Source organism: Acetobacter musti (assembly GCF_011516835.1).
GTDB classification, from domain to species: Bacteria; Pseudomonadota; Alphaproteobacteria; order Acetobacterales; family Acetobacteraceae; genus Acetobacter; species Acetobacter musti.
On the sequence record NZ_WOTB01000001.1, the window covers coordinates 198,857 to 219,688 of the forward strand.

20 protein-coding genes are annotated in these 20,832 nt (G+C 60.5%); 12 read left to right on the plus strand and 8 right to left on the minus strand.

What is annotated here, in order from left to right:
- Positions 1–4 precede the first annotated feature (4 nt).
- From GOB93_RS00940 to mtnK, 5 genes are all read left to right on the plus strand, one after another.
- Positions 5–622, plus strand: a complete 618-nt coding sequence (locus GOB93_RS00940) for a riboflavin synthase (protein WP_173581648.1) — start codon at positions 5–7, stop codon at positions 620–622.
- Complete coding sequence (gene ribB, locus GOB93_RS00945) at positions 607–1,941, plus strand: 3,4-dihydroxy-2-butanone-4-phosphate synthase (protein ID WP_173581649.1); 1,335 nt, start codon at positions 607–609, stop codon at positions 1,939–1,941. Before GOB93_RS00940 ends, ribB begins: the two co-directional genes overlap by 16 nt.
- A gap of 53 nt (positions 1,942–1,994) precedes the next feature.
- Positions 1,995–2,477, plus strand: coding sequence for a 6,7-dimethyl-8-ribityllumazine synthase (gene ribH / locus GOB93_RS00950; RefSeq protein ID WP_173581650.1), 483 nt, complete (start codon positions 1,995–1,997; stop codon positions 2,475–2,477).
- A 109-nt stretch (positions 2,478–2,586) separates the two neighbouring features.
- Entirely contained in the window at positions 2,587–3,597 is a 1,011-nt protein-coding gene (locus GOB93_RS00955) for a flippase-like domain-containing protein (protein WP_173581651.1), read from the plus strand.
- A 50-nt stretch (positions 3,598–3,647) separates the two neighbouring features.
- A complete protein-coding gene (gene mtnK, locus GOB93_RS00960) occupies positions 3,648–4,856 on the plus strand; it encodes an S-methyl-5-thioribose kinase (protein WP_173581652.1) in 1,209 nt (402 codons plus the stop codon).
- 145 nt (positions 4,857–5,001) lie between these two features.
- Here mtnK and GOB93_RS00965 read toward each other — a convergent pair whose 3' ends face one another.
- Positions 5,002–6,408, minus strand: a complete 1,407-nt coding sequence (locus tag GOB93_RS00965; RefSeq protein WP_242010449.1) for a coniferyl aldehyde dehydrogenase — start codon at positions 6,406–6,408, stop codon at positions 5,002–5,004.
- A 100-nt stretch (positions 6,409–6,508) separates the two neighbouring features.
- Between GOB93_RS00965 and GOB93_RS00970 the strand changes: the two genes are divergently transcribed.
- Positions 6,509–7,117, plus strand: a complete 609-nt coding sequence (locus GOB93_RS00970; protein WP_173581654.1) for a TetR/AcrR family transcriptional regulator — start codon at positions 6,509–6,511, stop codon at positions 7,115–7,117.
- 124 nt (positions 7,118–7,241) lie between these two features.
- On the opposite strand, the gene GOB93_RS00975 is transcribed toward GOB93_RS00970, so the two are convergent.
- The 6 genes from GOB93_RS00975 to GOB93_RS01000 form a co-directional block, all read right to left on the minus strand.
- Positions 7,242–8,477, minus strand: coding sequence for a c-type cytochrome (locus tag GOB93_RS00975; protein ID WP_242010450.1), 1,236 nt, complete (start codon positions 8,475–8,477; stop codon positions 7,242–7,244).
- Positions 8,478–8,479: 2 nt separating this feature from the next.
- A complete protein-coding gene (locus GOB93_RS00980) occupies positions 8,480–10,675 on the minus strand; it encodes a molybdopterin cofactor-binding domain-containing protein (protein WP_173581655.1) in 2,196 nt (731 codons plus the stop codon).
- Positions 10,672–11,130 carry a (2Fe-2S)-binding protein gene (locus tag GOB93_RS00985; protein WP_173581656.1) on the minus strand — a complete coding sequence of 153 codons (459 nt, stop codon included), beginning with the start codon at positions 11,128–11,130 and terminating at the stop codon, positions 10,672–10,674. Before GOB93_RS00985 ends, GOB93_RS00980 begins: the two co-directional genes overlap by 4 nt.
- A 222-nt stretch (positions 11,131–11,352) precedes the next feature.
- On the minus strand, positions 11,353–12,387 hold the full coding sequence (locus GOB93_RS00990; RefSeq protein WP_173581657.1) for an asparaginase: 1,035 nt from the start codon (positions 12,385–12,387) through the stop codon (positions 11,353–11,355).
- A complete protein-coding gene (locus tag GOB93_RS00995) occupies positions 12,380–12,943 on the minus strand; it encodes a hypothetical protein (RefSeq protein WP_173581658.1) in 564 nt (187 codons plus the stop codon). The genes GOB93_RS00990 and GOB93_RS00995 overlap by 8 nt, the downstream gene beginning before the upstream one ends.
- Positions 12,943–13,506 (minus strand): transcriptional repressor, encoded by a 564-nt coding sequence (locus GOB93_RS01000; protein WP_242010451.1) that lies wholly within the window; start codon positions 13,504–13,506, stop codon positions 12,943–12,945. The genes GOB93_RS00995 and GOB93_RS01000 overlap by 1 nt, the downstream gene beginning before the upstream one ends.
- Positions 13,507–13,610: 104 nt before the next feature.
- On the opposite strand from GOB93_RS01000, the gene GOB93_RS01005 reads away from it, so the two are divergent.
- The 6 genes from GOB93_RS01005 to GOB93_RS01030 all read left to right on the plus strand — a co-directional run bounded on the left by GOB93_RS01005 (position 13,611) and on the right by GOB93_RS01030 (position 18,207).
- On the plus strand, positions 13,611–14,507 hold the full coding sequence (locus GOB93_RS01005) for a metal ABC transporter solute-binding protein, Zn/Mn family (RefSeq protein WP_173581660.1): 897 nt from the start codon (positions 13,611–13,613) through the stop codon (positions 14,505–14,507).
- Positions 14,507–15,277: a metal ABC transporter ATP-binding protein gene (locus GOB93_RS01010; protein ID WP_173581661.1), complete on the plus strand. Its 771-nt coding sequence runs from the start codon at positions 14,507–14,509 to the stop codon at positions 15,275–15,277. The genes GOB93_RS01005 and GOB93_RS01010 overlap by 1 nt, the downstream gene beginning before the upstream one ends.
- Positions 15,277–16,059: a metal ABC transporter permease gene (locus GOB93_RS01015; protein WP_173581662.1), complete on the plus strand. Its 783-nt coding sequence runs from the start codon at positions 15,277–15,279 to the stop codon at positions 16,057–16,059. Before GOB93_RS01010 ends, GOB93_RS01015 begins: the two co-directional genes overlap by 1 nt.
- Positions 16,060–16,169: 110 nt before the next feature.
- Positions 16,170–16,547 (plus strand): hypothetical protein, encoded by a 378-nt coding sequence (locus tag GOB93_RS01020; RefSeq protein ID WP_338422255.1) that lies wholly within the window; start codon positions 16,170–16,172, stop codon positions 16,545–16,547.
- A gap of 692 nt (positions 16,548–17,239) precedes the next feature.
- A complete protein-coding gene (locus GOB93_RS01025) occupies positions 17,240–17,926 on the plus strand; it encodes a Fe2+-dependent dioxygenase (RefSeq protein ID WP_173581663.1) in 687 nt (228 codons plus the stop codon).
- Positions 17,927–18,045: 119 nt separating this feature from the next.
- Positions 18,046–18,207, plus strand: coding sequence for a hypothetical protein (locus tag GOB93_RS01030; RefSeq protein ID WP_173581664.1), 162 nt, complete (start codon positions 18,046–18,048; stop codon positions 18,205–18,207).
- Between the two features lie 804 nt (positions 18,208–19,011).
- Here GOB93_RS01030 and GOB93_RS01035 read toward each other — a convergent pair.
- Complete coding sequence (locus GOB93_RS01035; RefSeq protein WP_173581665.1) at positions 19,012–20,676, minus strand: peptide ABC transporter substrate-binding protein; 1,665 nt, start codon at positions 20,674–20,676, stop codon at positions 19,012–19,014.
- Positions 20,677–20,832 lie beyond the last annotated feature (156 nt).

The following is a 20,832-nucleotide window of genomic DNA, read 5'->3' on the forward strand; positions in this document are numbered from 1 at the left end:
CAATATGTTTTCAGGAATTATTGAAAATCAGGGTGAAGTGGCTTCGGTTGAGACCGGAAATGCCTCGTGTATTCTCGAAATTGATACAGGTATGACGGATGTTATTCCCGGCGAAAGTATTGCTGTGAATGGCGTCTGTCTGACTGCCACTGATATTGGAGACACCGGGCGTGTCCGTTTTTTCGTCAGTGCGGAATCTCTGGACAGGACAGCATTCGGCCGTCTTCAGCCCGGTGGAACGGTTAATCTGGAGCGTGCAATAACCCCGACAACGCGATTGTCAGGTCATATGGTCCAGGGACATGTCGATGGCGTTGCGAAACTCGTTTCGGTTGATTTCGTCGGTGACGCCCGGAAGGTCGTGTTTTCGGTTCCGGCTGCATTGCGACGCTACATGGTTGAAAAAGGTTCGGTTACGCTTGATGGAATCAGCCTGACGCTTAACGAAGTTGGCTCTCCGGTGGCCGGACTGGCGGGAGGTGAGTGTTTCACGATTGCGGTGATGATTATCCCGCATACCTGGGATCATACGACGCTTGGTACTCTTGAGCCGGGTGATCCCGTGAATGTCGAAGTCGATGTAATCGCAAAATATGTGGAGAGCATATGTCAGTATCGGTGAAACGAGCGGTGCCGGCATCGCTCGCGCGTGCGGTTGAGGCAATCCGGGCCGGCCGGATGGTTATTATGGTGGATGACGAAGATCGCGAGAACGAAGGCGATCTGGTTATGGCTGCCGAATTCATGACACCGGCAGCAATGAACTTCATGGTGACATATGGTCGCGGTCTGGTGTGTCTTCCGCTCACGCCGGAACGTGTTGACCAGCTGGAACTGCCGATGATGACGCGGGTCAATACGGCGCCACGAGGAACTGCTTTTACGGTTTCGATTGAGGCGACTGAGGGCGTTACTACGGGTATTTCGGCGTATGATCGGGCGCAGACGGTTCTTACGGCTGTTGCTCCTGAAGCAAAATCATCGGATCTGGTGTCACCAGGGCATATTTTTCCGCTTCGTGCGGCGCCTGGGGGCGTGCTTGAGCGCAACGGACATACTGAAGGATCAATTGATCTTGCCTTGCTGGCCGGATGTCGTCCGGCTGCCGTGATCTGTGAGATTATGAGTGCAGACGGCACAATGGCCCGTCGGCCCGAACTCGAAGTTTTTGGGGCCGAACATGGTCTGCCCATTGTGTCTATTGCCGAACTTTGTGACTGGATCGGTCAGCACGGCAAAAGTCCGGTCGAAACAGGTGAAATCGACTCTGCAGCGATTTTACCCTCGGTGCTTTTGGATGCAGTAAACGGCGCACAACCTGCGTTGACTGCCGAAGTGGCGGAAGCCGCGCTGCCTGGGGTGTTTGGCGGCAATGATCTCATTATCCATGCTTTCCGGGACGGAGAGGGCATCGAGCATGTTGCTCTCGTAAAGGGAAATCTTTCCGAATCTGACAATGTGCCTCTTGTACGTCTCCACTCGGAGTGTCTGACCGGGGATGCGCTGGGATCATTACGGTGCGACTGCGGGGCTCAACTCCAGACTGCTTTGCGGAAAATCAGCGAAGCCGACAGTGGTGTGCTGATATATCTGCGAGGTCATGAGGGACGGGGCATTGGTCTGGGCAATAAGATTCGCGCCTATGCATTACAGGATCAGGGGCTGGATACGATTGATGCCAATCATCGGCTGGGGTTTGTGGCGGATGCCCGGGACTGGTCATCCGCAGCATCGATTCTGAGGGATCTCGGTGTCGGTACCCTGGATCTCATGACGAATAATCCGGAAAAAGTCCGTGCGCTCGAAGAGCGAGGCTTTAATGTACGTCAGCGGATCGGACTGGATATTCCGCCCAATCCTTTTAATCGGGCGTATCTGGATGCAAAGCGCCGGCGGATGGGTCATTCGCTGAAGGCTGAATCTGTTCGCGCAGGCAAGTAAAAATAAGTTTTAACACCGGCTACCGGGAGACCGATTTCTCCGGAAGGATCGCTATGAGCACCCGTTCACCATCTTCTGTTCCTGATCTGCATCTTATACCATCTCCCCGGCTTGCGCTTGTTGTGAGCCGGTTCAATGAGGATATTACCGGTGGCCTGCGTCACGGGGCTTCTGAATGGCTCTCGGAGCATGGGATCAGTGTCGCAGAGGAGGACTTTTTTCCGGCCCCCGGTGCGTTTGAACTGCCTCTGCTTGCTCAGACACTGGCCCGTAGCGGCCGGTATGAAGGTGTCATTTGTCTGGGCTGTGTCATCAAAGGTGATACAGCCCATTTTGAGTTTATCAGTCTCGGGGCGACTGTCGGAATAATGCAGGCCTCTCTGGCTACTGAAACACCGGTCGCTTTTGGTATTCTTACCACTTACACGGAGTCTCAGGCGATCGAGCGGTCCCGGGAAAATGTTCATAATAAGGGGCGGGAAGCCGCTGCGGCCTGCGTGGAGTCCATTGCATTGCTTCGCAGGGTTAAAGGCTGAGGTATTATTTCCGGCAGCATGTGTGTTTCATTCTCTCACCAGATTGCTGAACATGATGGACCGTTGATTATTCGGATGTGATAATCGCTGGTGAGGAGACTGATAGGGCATGAAACGACTGACCATCCTTGCATCCGGGCTTGGCATTGGTCTGACCGTGTGGATGCTGGCCCGGTTTGGGGCAGGGTCGATCCTGGCTCTGGTTGCCGCCGGTGGATGGGGAGTCGTTCTGGCGATCCTTTTCCATAGTCTGCAGGTTTTGTTATCAGCTTTGTCCTGGCGGGTGATTGGCGGCAGTGAGGGGCAGGATGGTACCGTACTGCATCTGTACGACTATTATGTTCTTCGCTGTGTCCGTGAAGGCGTGAATAATCTTCTTCCTGTTGCGCAGGTTGGTGGTGAGGTGGTATCGGCGCGTCTTCTCGCACACCGGGGGCTTGGTATGCGGCGTGCTGCGGCCGCGACGATCTGCGATCTGACAGTGGAATTGCTTACACAGGTCGCGTTTACAGTAGCCGGACTGGCTGTGCTTTTGTGTCTTGTCAAACGATCTGCGACGACGGATGAGCTTGTTGAAAGCGGTATCGTCGTCGTCCTGATCGGAATTGCGATTTTTGGCAGTCAGTGGTTCGGGGCAATTTCCATTGTCGAAAAGCTTCTGGTCAGAATCGCCGGACATCTGGGATGGAGCGGTGTTGACGGAATCCGGGGGCTGCATGAGGAGATCATGGCGCTCTACAAAACATCCTCGCGCACGATGGCCGCTGGTGCTGCCCAGTTTGCGGGATGGTCGATCGGTGCGGCTGAGGTCTGCATTATTCTGCATTTTATGGGACACGACCGGTCTCTTGCGACGGGATATGTTATCGAAAGCGTCGGTCAGATTGCTAAATCTGCGGCCTTTGCCGTGCCGGGAGGACTGGGCGTGTCGGAAGGGGGATATGTTCTGGTAGGGAGTCTGTTCGGACTGCCTCCGACCGTCTCCATTGCTCTGTCACTGATCAAAAGGCTCCGCGAAATTGCGTGGGGTCTGCCTTCTCTGGTCATCTGGCAATGGCTCGAGACGCACTGGCGTCCGGAACATGTGATCGGTTCTGCTTCAGGAGCCCATCAGCGGTAAGATTATTCCCAGGCGCACCGTCTTCAGGGCGATGACAGGAACACAGGTTTATGAAGCGGCATTACGAAACTCTGACACCGGAAGGAGTACGGCTGTTTCTGGCTGGGTATGAGACTCTGGCTGTGCGTCTGGGGGGTAAACCAGCGCAGTGGAACGTCCGGGAAGTCAGTGATGGCAACCTGAACCTCGTCTTTCTGGTGCACGGCCCGGACGGTTCGGTGTGCGTCAAGCAGTCCCTCCCGCATGTGCGCGTCGATCCCGAATGGCGAATGCCTCTGGACCGCACGGCGTTTGAGGCGGAATGGCTGCGCCGGGCAGAGCGGTTCGCGCCGGGACATGTGCCGGAATTTCTATTGTTCGACCCGGATATGTTCGTTCTCGTCATGGAATGTCTCGACGACTTCGTGACACTTCGCCAAGCCCTCGGCGAAGATGCCGACGCCACAGGTCCGTCGCGTATCATCGCGGAATTCGTCACCCGGATAGCATTTTCGTCCTCTCTTCTGGCAGGAAGACTGGAAGACGTCATGCCGGATATGGCGTTGTTCGCGCATAACACCACACTGACGCGAATTACGTTCGATCTGGTTCTGTCGGATCCGTTCTGTGTCCATCCCCGTAATCACTGGCTGAGCGAACTGGATCAGGACGTCATGGCGCTTCAGAATGATCCAGCCATCGCGCGCGCCATGATACGCCTGCAACAGCGTTTTCTGACCTGTCCTCAGGCTCTTCTGCACGGTGATCTGCACAGCGGCTCGGTCATGGTGCGCGGCGAGCAGGTCCGCGTCATTGACGGAGAATTTTCACTTTACGGGCCGATCGGCTTTGACTGCGGCCTCTATCTCGCCAACCTCGTACTCGCTCGCGCTGCGGCCAGATCCGATGAACGACGCACCCATCTGGCTGAGGCGATGGAGGTTTTCTGGTCCGGCTTCAGCACGCACTTCCTGTCACTCTGGCAGACATGCGCGTTGCGTGGCGATCTGCTTGCAGAAGGGACGTTCGCAGCTTTCCCGTCATTGCTTCACGCGGAAAGGGAACATTATCTCAACGGCATCTTTCAGGACATGACCGGTTTCGCGGCAGCGGAGATCATCCGCCGCACGATCGGCTACGCCCAGGTCGCTGATTTCGACCATCTGTCCGACACGACCGAAAAAGCTGCCCGTCAGCGGGAGGCGCTTACATTTGCGGGAACATTATTGCGGAATCCTCCATTATCGATGACGGAGTTTTCGGTGCGACTGGAAGACTGAACCGGAAGGGACATTCGGACTCTGTTCGGACAAGGAAAAGCGCGCAGATATTTGTAAACCATTTTGTTAAATAAATCAGGATGCAGGAAGCGTTGTGTATAGCATGGCGTCACGTAATGAACATCCTGTCAGACCGGCCTGTCTCTCATCGCAGAATAAAATTCGTGATGATGTCAGTCATTTTTCCAAAAGGAGGCTTAAGAAGAGTCGCCGCGTTGAAACGGCCCTGCCTGTAGATGCCGCGAGGATGGGTGAGCGCCATGAAGCCTTCCTTCCCGTGATATGCGCCCATGCCACTGTCTCCCACGCCGCCAAAGGGCAGATCGTCCTGCACATAGTGCATCAATGTGCCGTTGATCGTGACATTTCCTGAAATCGTGCGCTTCAGAAGCCTGTCCCGTTCAGCGCGCTTTTCCCCAAAGTAATACAACGCAAGCGGCCGGGGACGGGCATTGATGAAGGCGATTGCTTCGTCCAGTGTGCGGTAGGTCAGCACCGGCAGGACGGGTCCGAAAATCTCCTCCTGCATCATCGCCATCTGCGGTGTGACATCCAGCAGCAGCACGGGAGCGAGGACATGATTCTCGCTTGAGTCGCTCCCCAGATGGATCACCTGTGCGCCCTGTGCCGCGGCATTGTCGATCAGGCCGGTCAGCCGCTTGTAGTGGTGCTGGTTGAGGATGGCGGTGTAATCCGAAGACCCTACATAGCCGCCTGGATGCAGCTTTTTCACGGCGTCCTGCCAGGCTGTGGCAAAGACGTCCTTGTCGTCTTCGTGAACCAGCACATAATCCGGCGCGATGCAGGTCTGCCCGGCATTGGTCAGCTTGCCGAACGCCACGCGGTCCGCCACCCGTTTCATGGAAAAGCCGGGTTCGATCACTACGGGAGACTTACCTCCCAGTTCAAGCGTGACCGGGGTCAGATTGTGCGCCGCTGCTTCAGCCACCTTCTTTCCGACCGCCGTGCTGCCGGTGAACAGGATATGATCAAAGGGCAGAGCCGAGAACGCGGCGCCCACTTCGCCGTCTCCCGTGACGACGGAAACCTGCTCCGGCGGAAAGACGGCCTGAACGATCTCGCCGATCACCCCCGATGTGGCCGGTGTGAATTCCGAGGGTTTGAGCATGGTCCGGTTGCCGGCGGCAATCGCTGTCGCCAGTGGCACAAGAGCCAGCGAGACCGGATAATTCCACGGTGCGATAATCCCCACGACCCCGACTGGCTGCCGGACCACCCAGGCGCGACCGCACTGGAAATAGGCCGATACATGACGGCGTTCCGGTTTCATCCAGTGTCCCAGATGCGCGATCATGTAATTGATCGACTGGACCAGCGGGATCAGTTCCACGATGGTACTTTCCCGCTCCGACCGCTGGCCAAAATCAGTTTTCAGGGCGCGCACGATTTCGATGCGCCGCTTCAGGATTTCGGCTTTCAGGCGACGCAGATCGGCCCGGCGCTGTTTCAGATCGGGAGGACCGGCACGCAGGAACGCGGCACGCTGGCGGTCAAGAGTACGGTGCAGATCAGCGGGAGTAACATCGGACATTGCATCCTCCATGTTTACAGGAGAAACTTATCAGGGCACGATATGGAGTATGACGATCCGGTGTCAATGAAAGTTTCTTCTGTAAACATGGACTTCACGAATGAGTGAAACGAAGGACCGGCCCTATCATCACGGCGATCTGCGTCGTGCGTTGATCGACACGGCGCTGGACATGCTGGCGGCAGACCAGAACTGGACCTTCACGCTGAGGGAGGTTGCGCGGCGCTCGGGTGTCAGTCACGCAGCCCCATACAAGCATTTTCGTGACAGGGAGATGTTGCTGCGGGAACTGGCCAGGACCGGTTTCGTCCGGCTTGGGGAGACCATGACGGAAGCTATGTCTCTGGACCTGCCTTCCGCGCGTGCGCAATTCGTGGCCGCAGCGCAGGCCTGTATTGATTTCGCACTTCGGAATCCCGGTCTTTATCGCCTGATGTTCAGTTCCGATGCGGACAAGACAATAGACCCGCAGTTACATGACGCGGCCATAAGCACATTCGGGATTCTTTTGCGGCTTCTGGAAAAGGGACAGCGGGACGGCAGTTTCCGCCCGGTTGCCATCAGTGCGCAGGCGGCGGCGGGCTGGGCGCAGGTGCATGGTCTGGCCATGCTGGCCATCAATGGCCAGCTTCTTGAAGAGAAGGTCGGGGCAGAGCCGGTTCGGGCCGCGCTGGACGTGCTGCTGAATGGAATGTGTTGCGAGGACTGATCGGACCACGTCCTGATATCTGCTTTCCGGAACTGAACGTGCCTTCCATAGTCACAGACGGAAAGGCGTAAACGGATGTATTTGCGAAGGATTTATATCCGTCTCAAACCCGGGTTTCGGGTCTTTATTCTGATCTCTGCCTTCCGTCCCGTACGGCATTTTCGTTGAATGCAGGCTGCGTCTTTCCCAGTGTGACCAGCGTATAAGCCGCAATGTCCGCCAGATCCTGATCGCTGTACCCCGCGCCGAACCGAGGCATATTGATCGCCCCCTGATCTGTCTCCAGCCGGGAGCCTTCCAGCATCACCTGGATCAGATTGTGCCCATCCGGATCTTTCAGACTGTGCGCCCCGGTGATCGTCGCAAAATCTACCTGCCGTCCGGCCCCGGTCGTAAGGTGACACCCGGCGCACGCTCCCGCGAACAGCGCAGCTCCCTGTGCCAGCGTGACTGAAGCCTGTTCCCGCGAAGCATCCCGCGACGGCGCAGAGGACTGCGGCGTCAGACTCCGCAGATACGTGATCATCGCCATGCGATCAGAGGGAGTCATGAAGCGCAGACTGTAGCTGATGACCTCCGCCATTGGTCCGGCTGCCGTGCCGTGCCCGTCGGCATGACCGGTTGTCAGATAAGCGCTCAGCGCATCATCCGACCACGATCCCAGACCATCGTGCAGATCGGAAGAGAGATTATACGCCATCCACCCCGCCGTGACGGCTCCGGCATAGGTGTGGCTCTGTGATACTCCCATTGTGAGGTTGCGGGGAGAATGGCACTCCGCGCAGTGACCGGGTCCTTCCACCAGCCAGCGCCCACGATTCCATGCCGCACTTCGCGCCGGGTCATCCGGATAGGACGAGGCCGGACCGTTGAAGAGATTCCAGCCGATCATGACAGCCCGAATGCTGAACGGAAAACGCACTTTATTCTCAGGTGGTCTGCGGGCTACCGGCTTTACGGTCGCAAGATATGCCCGGATTGCCCGCACCTCGTCAGGAGTCATCCGCGCGTAGTCCTGATACGGCATAGCGGGATAAAGATGCTTCCAGCCGGGCGAAACACCCTCCCGCACCGCGCGGACAAACTGCTCATCTGACCAGGCGCCAATGCCATTCTGTGCATCCGGCGTGATGTTGGACGCATAAAGCGTGCCCATGCCAGGCAACGCGAAAGCGCGGCCGCCAGCAAACGATGGGCCGCCCGGCGCTGTATGGCACGCCTCACAGTCCGCCAGGCGGGCCAGATACTGGCCACGAGTCACAAGGCCCGGATCAGTCGGGTCTGCTGCTGCCGCCCGCGCCGACTGGCCAGCAGCAAGCGTCATACAGGCCATAGCGGCAAAAAGAGGGAAGGGGCGCATTCTCACGCGCTCTCCAGCCCTGGCAAAAGCGGAAGTGTGCGCAGACGACGGCCAGATGCTGCCGCGATCGCGTTGGCCAGAGCAGGGGCGGCAGCGGCTGTACCGGTCTCACCGATGCCTCCGGGTGTCTCCGTGCTCGCCACGATATGGATATCGACCGGCGGCGCTTCGTTCATCCGCATGATGCGCCACAGATTGAAGTTGTCTTCCTGCACCCGCCCGTTACTGAGTGTGATTTCGTTGAAAAGCGCCGTGCCGAGACCAAAGATCATGCCGCCCTCGATCTGTGCCCGGATCTGATCCGGATTGACTGGCTGACCACAATCCACCGCGACCGTCACATGGACGATGCGGACCTGGGCTGGTTCTGTCATATCCACTTCGATGACGGTGCCGAGATAGGAACCGAACAGAAACTGCACCGCGACGCCGCGCCCGTGCCCTTTGGGCAGAGGTGTGCCCCACCCTGATTTTTCAGCTGCCAGATCAAGCACCACGCGGGCGCGGGGCTGCTCGCGGATCAGTTCACGACGATACGCCACCGGGTCGGCGCCCGCCCGCAAAGCGAGTTCGTCGATGAAACTCTCGACAACGAAAAGCCCTCGTGTTCCTCCGACTCCGCGCCACCAGGCCGTGACGACGCCGGGTGCTTCCCGCCGCACATAATCCAGCCGCGATGCCGGCCAGGTGTAGGGTGTGATGCTGATCGCAGCGGCAAGATCCTCATCGAAGCCATCGGGGGAAAGTCCCGCCGGCTCCCAGCGCGCGACAACAGCCGGACCAATGACGCGGAATTCCATGCTTTCGATCCGTCCCCGTGCATCGAGACCGGCGCGGACGTGATCGACATAGGCGGGGCGAAAACGATCGAGCGTCAGATCCTCTTCCCGGCTCCAGACGATTTTCAGCGGGTAAGGCACCTGTTTCGCGAACTGCGCTGCCTGCGTGACATATTCATATTCCAGCCGCCGGCCGAAGCCGCCGCCGATATACTGACAGTGCAGCTGAACCCGGTTCTTCGGCAGTCCTGCGATGTCCGCCACACTGTCCCTGGCCCACATCGGTACCTGTGTGCCCACCCATACATCTGCCCCATCCGGGCGGATATGGATGGCGCAGTTGACGGGTTCCATCGGCGAATGCGCGAGTAGCGGCTGCTGATAGGTGGCTTCATATCGTGTGGCGGCACGGGCCATGGCGGCAGTGGCATCGCTGGTGCTTTTCGCCACAACTGGTTTCGGTTCCGACAGACCGTCGTGAAGCTCACGATATATCCGCTGCGTATCAACGGATGCATTAGTCCCTTCATTCCAGGTGACGGCGAGCGCGTCCAGCCCCTTCTTCGCGGCCCAGTAATGATCGGCAACGACACAGACGGCATTGTCGATCATCAGAACCGCATGGACGCCAGGTGTACGAAGCGCGGCATCTCGATCTATTCCGCCAACTGTTCCGCCCATCACCGGGCAGGCAGCCACCGTGGCGTGCTTCATGTCCGGGACCCGGATGTCGATCCCGAACAGCGGCTGCCCCTCGACCTTGGCGCGGCTGTCCAGTCGATGCCGCGACCGTCCGATCAGGGTCCAGTCTTTTGCCGTCTTCAGAGGAATGTCTTTCGGGGGAGACAGCTTTGCCGCATCGGCGGCAAGGTCGGCGTAGGCGATGCTGCGTCCGGACGGTGTATGAAACACCTGGCCCTGACGGGTCGTGCAGTCCGAAACCGGACAACCCCATTGGCCGGCAGCCGCCTGTACCAGCATCAGACGCGCGGCGGCTCCGGCCTGACGCAGGGTTGTCCATTCGAAAATGGTGGAGGTCGAACCGCCTGTCGCCTGGGTGCCCATATCGGCGGCCACATAGGCGTCATCAGGCGGCGCGGCTTCCAGATTTACCTGATCCGGCTCGACTTCAAGCTCCTCGGCGATCAGGGTGACAGCGCCGGTATAGATGCCCTGGCCCATCTCCACATTCGGGAGAATGAGCGTGATCCCGCTGTCGCCAGCCACCCTGGACGGAGCGATGCGGATATAGGCGTTGGGCGCGAAGGGACTCTTCGTTTCCCCGACGAGTGGTCCCTGATAAAACTCCGAAGGTCGCCCGAAGGCACGATGTCGGGGCAGCAGTCCTGCGACTACCAGCCCGGTCGCGGCGGTCAGAAAGTGCCGCCGGGAGGTGGGGGCGGTGACAGGTAGCCTCACGTGATGAGCCCCGCCGCGTTGTGGATGGCTTGGCGGATACGCAGATAAGTGCCGCAACGGCAGATATTGCCGGACATGGCGGCATCGATGTCCGCATCCGTCGGATGCGGATTATCCCGCAGCAGGGCAATGGCGCTCATGATCTGACCGGGCTGGCAGTAACCGCACTGCACCACGTCGATCTCCATCCAGGCCATCTGCACGGCCTGCCCGAGCGGGTCGCTTCCGATGCCTTCGATCGTGGTGACCGGTCTGCCGTTCAGCAGCCCGACCGGTAAAGAACAGGCGCGAACCGCTTTTCCATCCACATGCACCGTGCAGGCGCCACACTCGGCAATCCCGCAGCCGAACTTCGTGCCGGTCAGTCCCAGCACATCGCGCAGCACCCAGAGGAGAGGCGTGTCGGGTGTCACATCCGTCTGATAATCCGTGTCATTGATGCGGACGGTCAGCATGGAGTGCTCTCTGTTTTCAGAAGGGGGGCGCCCTGAAATCCGGCAACGACCGCCCCGCATGGTGCATTACCGCGTGACGTGCTCTGCCAGGGCAGGGACGCGCCTGAAGGTTCTCCGTTCCGATGAAATATCATAACCGGATAACTACCGCGCCCTGCAACAGGTTTTGATGGCAAAACAGAAAATTTATTACTGTATCTTGTAAGATATAAACAGAAGGGATTATCGCGAATCATTCAGTCCGGCCGCGGCATGGATGTCACCGACATGAATTCCGTTCCAGTTCCGCAGTTCCTTCCGGGTCAGAGACTGCAAAACCGGGCTCGCAGCGCAGTCGGCGCCGCCGAAACGTCGCAGCAGACTGGCCATCGCCGCTTCGGCCCCACGTAACGCGCCATCCCGGCATTTGATGGCGATGCCCAGACCTGCCTGGGGCAGGCTGGCGATCAGCACTCCTTCCGCTCCGATTTTGGTGAACGCTTTTGTCCCGAGTTCCTGCATAACCAGCGTATCGAAACCGCCTGTCCCGCTGACCATGAACGGTGCGGCAGCGACAGCCTGACGCAGGCGACCGGCCGCTGTCGCCCGGTCAGCAGAGAGCGTCCGGCCGGTGCCGAAACGGGCGAAAGCCAGTGCCAGAGCACGTAGGGGAATCGCATAGGTCGGGATGGAACATCCGTCGGGGCCGCGATTGGCATCGGTGTGCGGAACCCCGGTCATCTCCGCGAGTGTCTGCGTCACGCGCCGCATGACGGGATGATCCGGAGCAATGTAGCCGGTCGGATCGATGTTTTCGGCGCAGGCGGTGCAGATGAAGCCGGCATGTTTGCCGGAGCAGTTGTTGTGCAGCGCGCAAGGCTCGATGCCGGAAGCCGCCAGCGCCCGGCTCGCAGCGACGTTTGTCGGCCAGTGAACCCCGCATTCCAGCGAACCTTCGTCACGTCCGGTGCGTCCGAGCATCTGTCTGGCGATCGCGACATGCTCCGGTTCGCCACCATGAGAGGCGCAGGCCAGAGCCAGTTCCGGCTCTGTCAGGCCATAATGGTCGGCGGCTCCGGTCTCAATAAGCGGCAGCGCCTGCAACGCCTTGGTCGTCGAACGCGGATAGACCGGCGTCTCAATATCGCCGAGTGCCAGAACAACCCCGCCCGTATCGTCAACGACGGCAACGGACCCGCAATGCAGCGATTCCACCCGTTCGCCACGCAGGACTTCAGCCAGAGGCACATCCGCTCCGGTTGCCGCGGTTTCAGTCATCCTGTTTGTCTCCTGCGAGCAGATAATGGCGTTTACCCGGCTGCTGCGACGCATCCGGGTCGGTTTCTATGGCTGTGCGGACCAGACTGCGTCGCACGCGGAAAATCACCGGCTCCCCTGTGCCCGTCTCGTCCTGCCCGTCCTCGTCGAAATGCGCCAGCCAGGCTGTAACAGCCCCGGCCTCGCGCAGGACAGGCGGGGTCTCGCGATCCGGGGTAAGACCCTGTTCCTGCACCATACGGGCGTCGTCATTGTCGTCAGTGCAGTAATACAGCCAGTGATCAATGGCATTGCTGCCGGCTGTGGCGATGAACTGTCTGAGCCGCACCGGAGAGAGGATGAAACGCACAGGTTCCGGTATCCGTTCCGGTGCGGGCTGGGCTGGCTTGTCAGGGGCCGGGCCGGCCTGCGTGACCGGTAAGGAAAACAGGTCCGGCTGCTCAGGCAGCGGCGGTGGGGTGTTGCGGACACGGGCAGGGGGAGACGGTTTATCGGGGCCTGATTCTGTTTCAGCGAGATCGAACCGGCCCTGGGCGGAACTGGAACGCCGGGCCATCAGCGGGGCGTCCGCCGGCTTTCCTGATGACTGTGACCATGATCCTTGTCTGCTCCGGCCTGCGACCCGGCACATGCGGCGCAAAGTCCTTCGATCTCGATGGTGGACTGACGGAGCCGGAAGCCGGCATTGCGTGAGGCTTCGAGAATGGCCGACAGGATGGCCGGCTCTTCCAGTTCCGTGACATGCGAGCACTGGCTGCAGATCAGAAACTGCGTCGCGTGAATCCCTTCGCCTTCATGGCTGTGATCGTGGTCGAGTGTATGCGTGCAGGGCACGAAGGACGACAGACGCTCGATTTTGTGGATCAGTCCGGTTTCCAGCAGAAAATCGAGCGTCCGGTAGACGGTCGGCGGCGCTGCGCCCGGATGACTGGTCTGCAGCCGCTCAAGCAGTTCATACGCGCCAAGCGGCTGGTCGGAGGCCAGCATCAGGCCGAGAATCTGACGGCGAAGCGCGGTCAGCCGCACGCCTTTCGCGGCGCACAGACGATCGGCGCGGTTGAGCAGTGTCTCCATGCGGTCGGAAAAGCGATCCGGGGCGAGGGCGGGCGTCTTTGTCATGCTGCTCATATGGTAAGACATGTTGGAACCGCTGCCCATCCCCGCACAACGCAGCCTTGTTTTGAGTTGATATAATATAACATTCTCTCTACAGGCTCATGCCCATGCGGCTGTCCCGGTTCCTGTTCCCGTTTTTGTTTGTCTGCGCCCTCCTGCTGGCAGCGTCTCCCGCCATGGCGGGACAGGTCGTGCCTGTTGTCGCGGCGGAAAACGTCTGGGGCGATATTGCCGCGCAGATTGGTGGCAGCGACGTGGCGGTCAGCAGCATCCTCAGCGCACCGCAGATTGATCCGCACCTGTTCGAACCGACCCCCGCGACGGCGCGGATGGTTGCCGGGGCTTCTGTCATCATCGCTAACGGCGCGGGGTTCGATCCCTGGATGGATCGTCTGGCCGCATCGCGGGGTGCAGACCTGGGTGTGACCTTTCTCCGCGTGGCTGATGTCGTCGGCTGGCATGATGGGGAGAATCAGCATCTCTGGTTCGATCCTGATAACGTGGCGAAACTTGGGGTGGCCTTGGGGACGGCGCTGCATCGTGCCGGGGCGGATGATGGTGCTGTAGCGCGGCTTGCCGGGCTGGATCGCGATGTGGCGGCGCTGAAGAGTCGGATTGCGGATATGCGTCGTCGGTTTGGCGGGATGCGGGTTTCGGCGACGGAGCCGCTGCTGGGGCAGCTGACCGCCGAACTTGGGCTGGTAATGGAGAATGACGCATTCCAGCTTGCGGTGATGAACGATGTCGAGCCAGGGCCGGCCGAAGTGGCCAGGTTCGAGACGGATCTGCGCGGCGGACAGGTGCGGCTTCTCATATATAACGAGCAGACGGTTACGCCGGCGGCGTCGCGGCTGCTGGGAATCGCGCGCCAGGCTGGCGTGCCCTGTCTCGCAATGACGGAGACGTTGCCGCCAGGACTGCACTGGCAGGGCTGGATGGCGCGGATTCTGGATTCCATCGAGCATACGCTGGGGCAGCCGGAACGGGTTGCCGGGGCGAAGTGATGGAGCGGGAGAGCGCTGTTGCCTGTCATGATGTGACGCTTCGTCTGGGTGACCGGACGGTCCTGTCGGATATCAGTCTCTCGGTTGCAGAAGGGAGCTTTGTCGGGCTCTTTGGACCGAACGGAGCCGGAAAGACGACATTTCTGCGGGCGTTGCTGAGGCTGGTGAAGCCGGTCAGCGGCGATATTACTCTGTTCGGACAGCCGGTGGCGCGCGGAAATCCTGCTATCGGCTATATGCCGCAGAGCCGGACGCCCAGTGGTGCGATGCTGACAGGCCGGGATCTGCTTGCTTCCGGTCTGTCCGGCGCGAAATGGGGGCTGCCATGGGTGTCGCGGGCCGGGATGGCGGAGATTGATGCGGCGCTGGAGGGTGTGGACGCGGTGGCGCTGGGCAGGCGGCGGCTCGGGGCGCTGTCCGGCGGCGAGCGGCAGAGGCTGCTGATCGCGCAGGCGCTGCTTGGCTCGCCGCGTTTGCTGCTTCTGGATGAGCCGCTGGCCAGTCTCGACCCGGCGCGGATGCGGGAGGTGGCGCTGCTGCTGCGGGACGTGGCGCGGCGGCTGGGAATGACGGTGATCTGCTCGGCGCATGACATCAATCCTCTGATCGGCGTGATGGATACGGTGCTGTGTCTGGCGCGGGGACGCGCCCGCATCGGGCCGGTGGATGAGATTGTGACGGAGCCGGTGCTGTCGGAGCTGTACGGGGTGCCGGTGGAGGTGTGTCATGCGCCTTCGGGCCGGGTTCTGGTGAGTGCGGACGGGCTCTGATGCTGGCTTACGACTTCATGCGGATGGCCTTCGCGGCTTCGGCCTGCGTGGCGGTTCTGGCAGGACCGGTGGGCTGGTTTCTGGTGCTGCGGGGGCAGAGTTTCGCGGGACATGCGCTGTCTCATATTGCGTTTGCCGGGGCGGCCGGGGCGGCGCTGCTCGGGATTTCGCCGCTGGCGGGGCTGCTGGGAGCGGCGGTTCTGGCGGGCGGAGCGATGGGGCTCACCGGGCGCGACACGGGTGAGCGTGATGTGGCGATCGGGATGGTGTTGTCGCTGGCCATGGGTTTCGGGGTGCTGTTCCTGCACCTGATGCCGCGCCCGGCGGTGACGGCTACGGCGCTGCTGTTTGGCAATGTGCTGGGAGTGAGCGGAGGAATGCTGGTCTCGCTGGCCGGGGCGGCGGTGGCCGGGCTGGTGGCGCTCGGGGTGCTGTCGCGGCCGTTGCTGTTTGCGAGTCTGCAGCCGGAGCTGGCGGAGGCGCGGGGCGTGAGTCTGCGGCTGGTCTCGACGCTGTTTCTGATGCTGGTGGGGGCGGCGACGGCGGAGTGCGCCCAGATTACCGGTGTGTTGCTGGTCTTTACACTGATGGTTGGGCCGGGCGCGGCGGCGCAGCGGCTGGGGCTGGCGCCGCTGGCGGGGATTGGCTGCGCCACGGTTCTGGCGCTGGGCGAGGCCTGGGGCGGGCTGGCGTTGTCCTGGTGGACAGACTGGCCGGTCTCGTTCTGGATCGCGGTGCTGAGCGTGGCGGCGTTTCTGCTGGCGGGGCTGCGCCGGTTGTGAGAGTGCGGTTCTGATCTGTGCTTCGGGGTGTGGCGGTCTGTTGCCTGTCCTGCGAAAACCGGGTGAGAATGATCTGTGGTTTCTGGCGACCGGCTGAGAAGGATGGAACGGTGAGACGTAAATTGCTGTGGCGTGGGTGTGGTGCGGCGTTTCTGGCCTGCCTGCTGAGCCTTCCGGCGCTGGCGCAGCCTGGCGGGGGAGATGGCGGCGGCGGTGATGGCGGTGACGGGGATGAGAAGACCGGACCCGACATGCATGCGATGGCGTCGAAGTTCAACTCGACCCGTGTCCGGAAGGATTACAGTTATATCAGCCGGCCTGCCGGCGACCGGGTTCAGGAGCAGCCTGATATGGACCGTCTGCTCTTCTGGACGAAAGACGGGAAGCCCGACGGGTATGCGCAGCGTCGCGGAGACAGTGTGATCTATTACGATTCGTCGGGGCATCCGGAGCGTGTGCAGCATCTGGCGCCGGGTGAGGGGGACTGATTTCCGGTTTTTCTCCTCGCTGGTTTTCCAGAAGGGTCGGGGGGTCTGCGAGGTGATGCGGTTCCGGCGTGTGTGACATTCCGGTGACGGTTTTTCCGGTCTGGTTTCCGGCGGTTCTGGCGGGAGGGCGGGGTTTTGGGCTGGCGGCATGGCGGGGCGGCTTTTCGGTGTCGGGGTGTCGGAGCGGTTCAAGCGGCTGAATAAAGGTGTCCCTGCCGTCTGGCGGGGATTTTTATTTTCCGGGTGTCTGGTCAGACTGTTTGCACTGATACGGGGACGTGTCGGTCCGGGGACGGAAAGTCCGTAACGTTATGGATTTTTTCGTTTCGGTTTCGTTGTGGAAAGTGCCGTGAGCGGGAGGGGGACGCCGGACGGGGTACTGGTGATGCGTCTTGGGGCGACTGTAAGGCGGACGGTGATGGCGCCAGAGCTGCCGGTCCGGTCACCGGGACAGGGGCGGCCGGTGTGGTTGATGATGAGTCTCATGCGGCCCGGGAGCATCGTTTCCGATGAAAGGACGCGGAGGAGAGGGGTTTATGTATTTTGCAGACAGAAGCAGGGCACGGTCTTTAGCCCATTTATTTTAACAGGTCGGGATCAAAGGGGCTGCGCCCCTTTGTGGGGTTCGGGGCAAAGCCCTGAAAAGCCGCCACGTCTGCATCTGCAAAGCGGACAAACACCAGGGGAAAGCGATGTTGCTGCATATTCCGGATGTTCTGACGGCGGAGGAGCTGGCGCGGTGCCGGGCGGTTCTGGAGGCGGCGCGCTGGGGGGACGGGAAGGTGACGGCCGGGCAGCAGTCGGCGCGGGCGAAGAACAATCTGCAGCTGCCGCTGAATCATCCGGAGCATCGGGAACTGGCGGAGCTGGTGCTGCGGGCGCTGGGGCGGAATAAGCTGTTCAACAGCGCGGTGGTGCCGCTGCGGGTCGTGCCGCCGCTGTTCAATCGTTACGATGTGGGCATGGAGTTTCGGGCGCATGTGGATAATGCGGTGCGCCCCATCCCTGAGTCCGGCGGGATGCGGATCAGGACGGATGTGTCCTCGACGCTGTTTCTGACGGAGCCGGAGGAGTATGACGGCGGGGAGCTGGTGATTTACGATGAGTCCGGCACGCGGGAGGTGAAACTGCCTGCGGGGGACATGATCGTTTATGACACGACGGTTCTGCATTCCGTGCTGCCGGTGACGCGGGGGAGCCGGTGGGCCTCATTTTTCTGGACGCAGTCGATGGTGCGGGAGGACAGCCGGCGGCGGCTGCTGTTCGATCTGGATCAGCGGATCATGGATCTGCGCACGCGGTTGCCGGATGATGATCCGGCGGTGCTGGGGCTGGTGAATGTGTATCATAATCTGATGCGGGAGTGGTGTGATCTGTGAGGGGCTGGTCTGGCTGTTCCCCGGTTGACCCCTGTGGTTCTGCTTGCTCTGATGCCGGGAAATGGATGACGGGCAGCCCGTCTGTTCTGCTGCCCGGACGTCATCGGAAGGAATGATGAATGTCTGAATATCGCATTGAGGAAATCAGGGATGAGTCCGGCAGGACAGTTCGCTGGGAAATCTATCATGAGGACGAACTGATCCGTTCATTCACGGACAAAGCCGGGGCCGAAGCGGAACTGGAGAAGCTGCAGAAGAAAGAAACGTTTTCACAGGAGTGAAGGCCGGGGGCGGCGCAGGGAGGCCATGCCGGATGAGGTCGGGTCGGCCAGGGGGCAGGCTGAACTGGTGCCGCAGGCGGGGACGTGAGGCGGTGAATCGGAATGCCTGTTGAAGTTCTGTGCCGGAGCAGGGCTTTAACGTTTTTCTTTCTGTATATGATGGTGGTGCCGGCTTTCACCTGTAAGCAGGGGAGAGGCGGGGTGATCGGGCTTTCAGGTTTAAAAGGATGCCAGCTCATCGGGAGGCCAACTGCTGCCGGAATTCGGGTTGTGTTTCCGTCCGGTGGTGAGTGGTGTGATGCTGCATCTCTGAGAGCTGTTTTGATAAATCCTGAAGTGTGCAGGGTGTTTTCATGGACCGGGAGCGGCGCTTATCCGGCTCCGGGGTGGTTCCCCGTGCTGTTGAAACCGTAAGAGGCTGTTTCAAAAGCCTCACCGGGGTAAAACCTTTCATAATATATGAATAATATTATGCTTTTTGTCCTACTTATCCGCTCGTTTGAGTCAGCCTCAAAAAAGCGCACCACGACAAGCCTTTGAAAAAAAATAATAAAAGTTTTTGGGTGCCGTCTTTTTTCAAAAAGGCGGCGTTCCCTGAAGCTTTCCGGAAAAATCTTCAATAGAAACTTCTTTGTGATTCAAGGAAAGTTTCGCAAGCAGGCTTTTGAAACAGTCTCTTATCGGCGCGGTTGCGCCGGAGAGTCTGTGAAGGCGGCTGGCGGGCGCGGTCTGGTTTGTTGCCGTGTTATTTCTTCAGGAAGGGAAACAGAGAGTCTGCGGCTTTTTGTAGAGCCCCGTGGCGTTTCAGGTCCAGTACCAGGAGCGGATGTTCCAGCAGTTTGAGCGGACGTTGATGTTGTTTGCGTAGCCGGTGAGGGCGGATTTTATGCCTTCGATGGCGCTGCGCTGGTAAAGGGGGAGGATGGGGAGGTCCTGGCGGATGAGGGCCTGGATCTTCCGGTAGATGTCGCGGCGTTTCATTCTGTCCTGTTCGTGCATGCCTGCGGCCATGAGCCGGTCGGCTTCGGGGGAGGCGTACTGGAAGACGTTGCCGCCGGTGCCCCCTCTGGCGACGGACTGGTGGCTGTCGAAATGCAGGGAACATTCCGGATCGGCGCCGACCATGAAATCGATTTCCACGAGGGCGGAGTCGAACTGCGAGTGTGTCCAGGATGTGCCCCAGGTGATGGCGGGGGGCGCGTCGTGGAGGGACATGGCGGCGCCGATTTCCTGCCATTGCGCCTGCATGACCTGCTGGATCTGCTGGCGGAGCGGGTCTCCGGAGGTGGAGGAGTTGCTGAACTCGAGACGGACGCCGTTCCGGCTGCGTACGCCGTCCGGGCCGGGGCGCCAGCCGGCGGCGTCGAGCAGGGCGCGGGCCTGGGCGGGGTCGTGGCGGTGGGCGGGGAGATCCGGGCTGAACCAGAAGGACTCGCGGGGGACGTATGATTCCGTCACATGCGGGATCCCTTCGAGAAGGATTGCGATGATTTCTTCCTTGTTCAGGGCGAGATAGAGGGCCTGGCGAACGGCGGGGTCCTGGAAACAGGGGCGTCCGAGGTTGAGGGCGATGACGCCCGTGGCGGCGGCGGGGGCGAGTTCGATCCGGTGGCCTGGCGGCAGGGCGAGGGCTTCCCTGTACCGGTCGGGGGCGATGCCCTGCATGCCGAGATAATCGATGGCGCCGACTTCGAACTGTGTGAAAAGAGCTGTCTGGTCGGGGATGTATTTGAAGATCAGGGTTTCGATATGCGGCTCGTCCGGGCGGTAATAACGCGGGTTGGCGGAGAGGGTGATCTGATCGCCTGGGATGCGGCTTTCCCAGCGGAAGGGGCCGGTTCCGACCGGGGACTGTGAGAAGGAGGAGGTGTTCCAGTTGTGCTCATGGGCGAGCAGATGGGACGGAACGATGAACATATTGGCGAGCGCGGAGATGTAGGATGCGGAATTTTCCTTCATGCGCCATGTGATTTCTGTCGGGCTGGTGACGGTTATCTCTTCTGTCAGCTCGTGGCCGGAGCGGGAATAGGCCGGGAAATCCGGGTCGTGGAGCAGGGCGAGAGTGAACCGGACGTCCTCGGCGGTGAAGGGGGCGCCGTCGTGCCAGAACACGTCGGGGCGGAGTGTGATCCGCCAGAAGGTGCCGTCGGCGGAGATGCCGCCGTTTTCCGTTGTGGGGATGGCGGCGGCGAGTTCGGGGACGAAGGCGCCGGTATTGTCGATGGACCAGAGCGGGCTGAACAGGTTCATGTGAACGCCGTCATCGACTTCGATATGGGGAAAGAGCGGGTTGAAGACGGTGGGTTCCTGCGACAGTCCGACAACGACACGGCCGCGTCGTTCGTGCGGGGGAGCGGCGCGCAGCGGACGGGGTGTCAGTCCCGCCGCACCGGCGGGGAGCAGGAGGGAGGCGGCGAGACGGCTGGTAAAGCTTCTGCGACTGAGCGGATGGTTTCGGAAAGTCTGCATGGGCGTTTCCTGGTGTTCTGGCCGGGAGATCCGGGGACGGTCCGGATCAGCAGGGTGTCGGAGCGGACCGGGGACGGTGGGATGGGCTCTGTCTGAGGCCGGTGGAGGGCTGGAGAGTGTTATGCACGCTGCACCGGGATCTTCGCCGTCTGCGGT

Coding starts and splice junctions, on each gene's coding strand:
- GOB93_RS00995 (WP_173581658.1), bottom strand. CDS start 12,943: ATGGCCCGGCGTTCCAGTTCCGCCCAGGGCCGGTTCGATCTCGCTGAA.
- GOB93_RS01035 (WP_173581665.1), bottom strand. CDS start 20,676: ATGCAGACTTTCCGAAACCATCCGCTCAGTCGCAGAAGCTTTACCAGC.
- ribB (WP_173581649.1), top strand. CDS start 607: ATGTCAGTATCGGTGAAACGAGCGGTGCCGGCATCGCTCGCGCGTGCG.
- GOB93_RS01000 (WP_242010451.1), bottom strand. CDS start 13,506: ATGACAAAGACGCCCGCCCTCGCCCCGGATCGCTTTTCCGACCGCATG.
- GOB93_RS01025 (WP_173581663.1), top strand. CDS start 17,240: ATGTTGCTGCATATTCCGGATGTTCTGACGGCGGAGGAGCTGGCGCGG.
- GOB93_RS00955 (WP_173581651.1), top strand. CDS start 2,587: ATGAAACGACTGACCATCCTTGCATCCGGGCTTGGCATTGGTCTGACC.
- ribH (WP_173581650.1), top strand. CDS start 1,995: ATGAGCACCCGTTCACCATCTTCTGTTCCTGATCTGCATCTTATACCA.
- GOB93_RS01030 (WP_173581664.1), top strand. CDS start 18,046: ATGTCTGAATATCGCATTGAGGAAATCAGGGATGAGTCCGGCAGGACA.
- GOB93_RS00940 (WP_173581648.1), top strand. CDS start 5: ATGTTTTCAGGAATTATTGAAAATCAGGGTGAAGTGGCTTCGGTTGAG.
- GOB93_RS00965 (WP_242010449.1), bottom strand. CDS start 6,408: ATGTCCGATGTTACTCCCGCTGATCTGCACCGTACTCTTGACCGCCAG.
- GOB93_RS01010 (WP_173581661.1), top strand. CDS start 14,507: ATGGAGCGGGAGAGCGCTGTTGCCTGTCATGATGTGACGCTTCGTCTG.
- GOB93_RS00985 (WP_173581656.1), bottom strand. CDS start 11,130: ATGCTGACCGTCCGCATCAATGACACGGATTATCAGACGGATGTGACA.
- GOB93_RS01005 (WP_173581660.1), top strand. CDS start 13,611: ATGCGGCTGTCCCGGTTCCTGTTCCCGTTTTTGTTTGTCTGCGCCCTC.
- GOB93_RS00970 (WP_173581654.1), top strand. CDS start 6,509: ATGAGTGAAACGAAGGACCGGCCCTATCATCACGGCGATCTGCGTCGT.
- GOB93_RS01015 (WP_173581662.1), top strand. CDS start 15,277: ATGCTGGCTTACGACTTCATGCGGATGGCCTTCGCGGCTTCGGCCTGC.
- GOB93_RS00990 (WP_173581657.1), bottom strand. CDS start 12,387: ATGACTGAAACCGCGGCAACCGGAGCGGATGTGCCTCTGGCTGAAGTC.
- mtnK (WP_173581652.1), top strand. CDS start 3,648: ATGAAGCGGCATTACGAAACTCTGACACCGGAAGGAGTACGGCTGTTT.
- GOB93_RS00975 (WP_242010450.1), bottom strand. CDS start 8,477: ATGCGCCCCTTCCCTCTTTTTGCCGCTATGGCCTGTATGACGCTTGCT.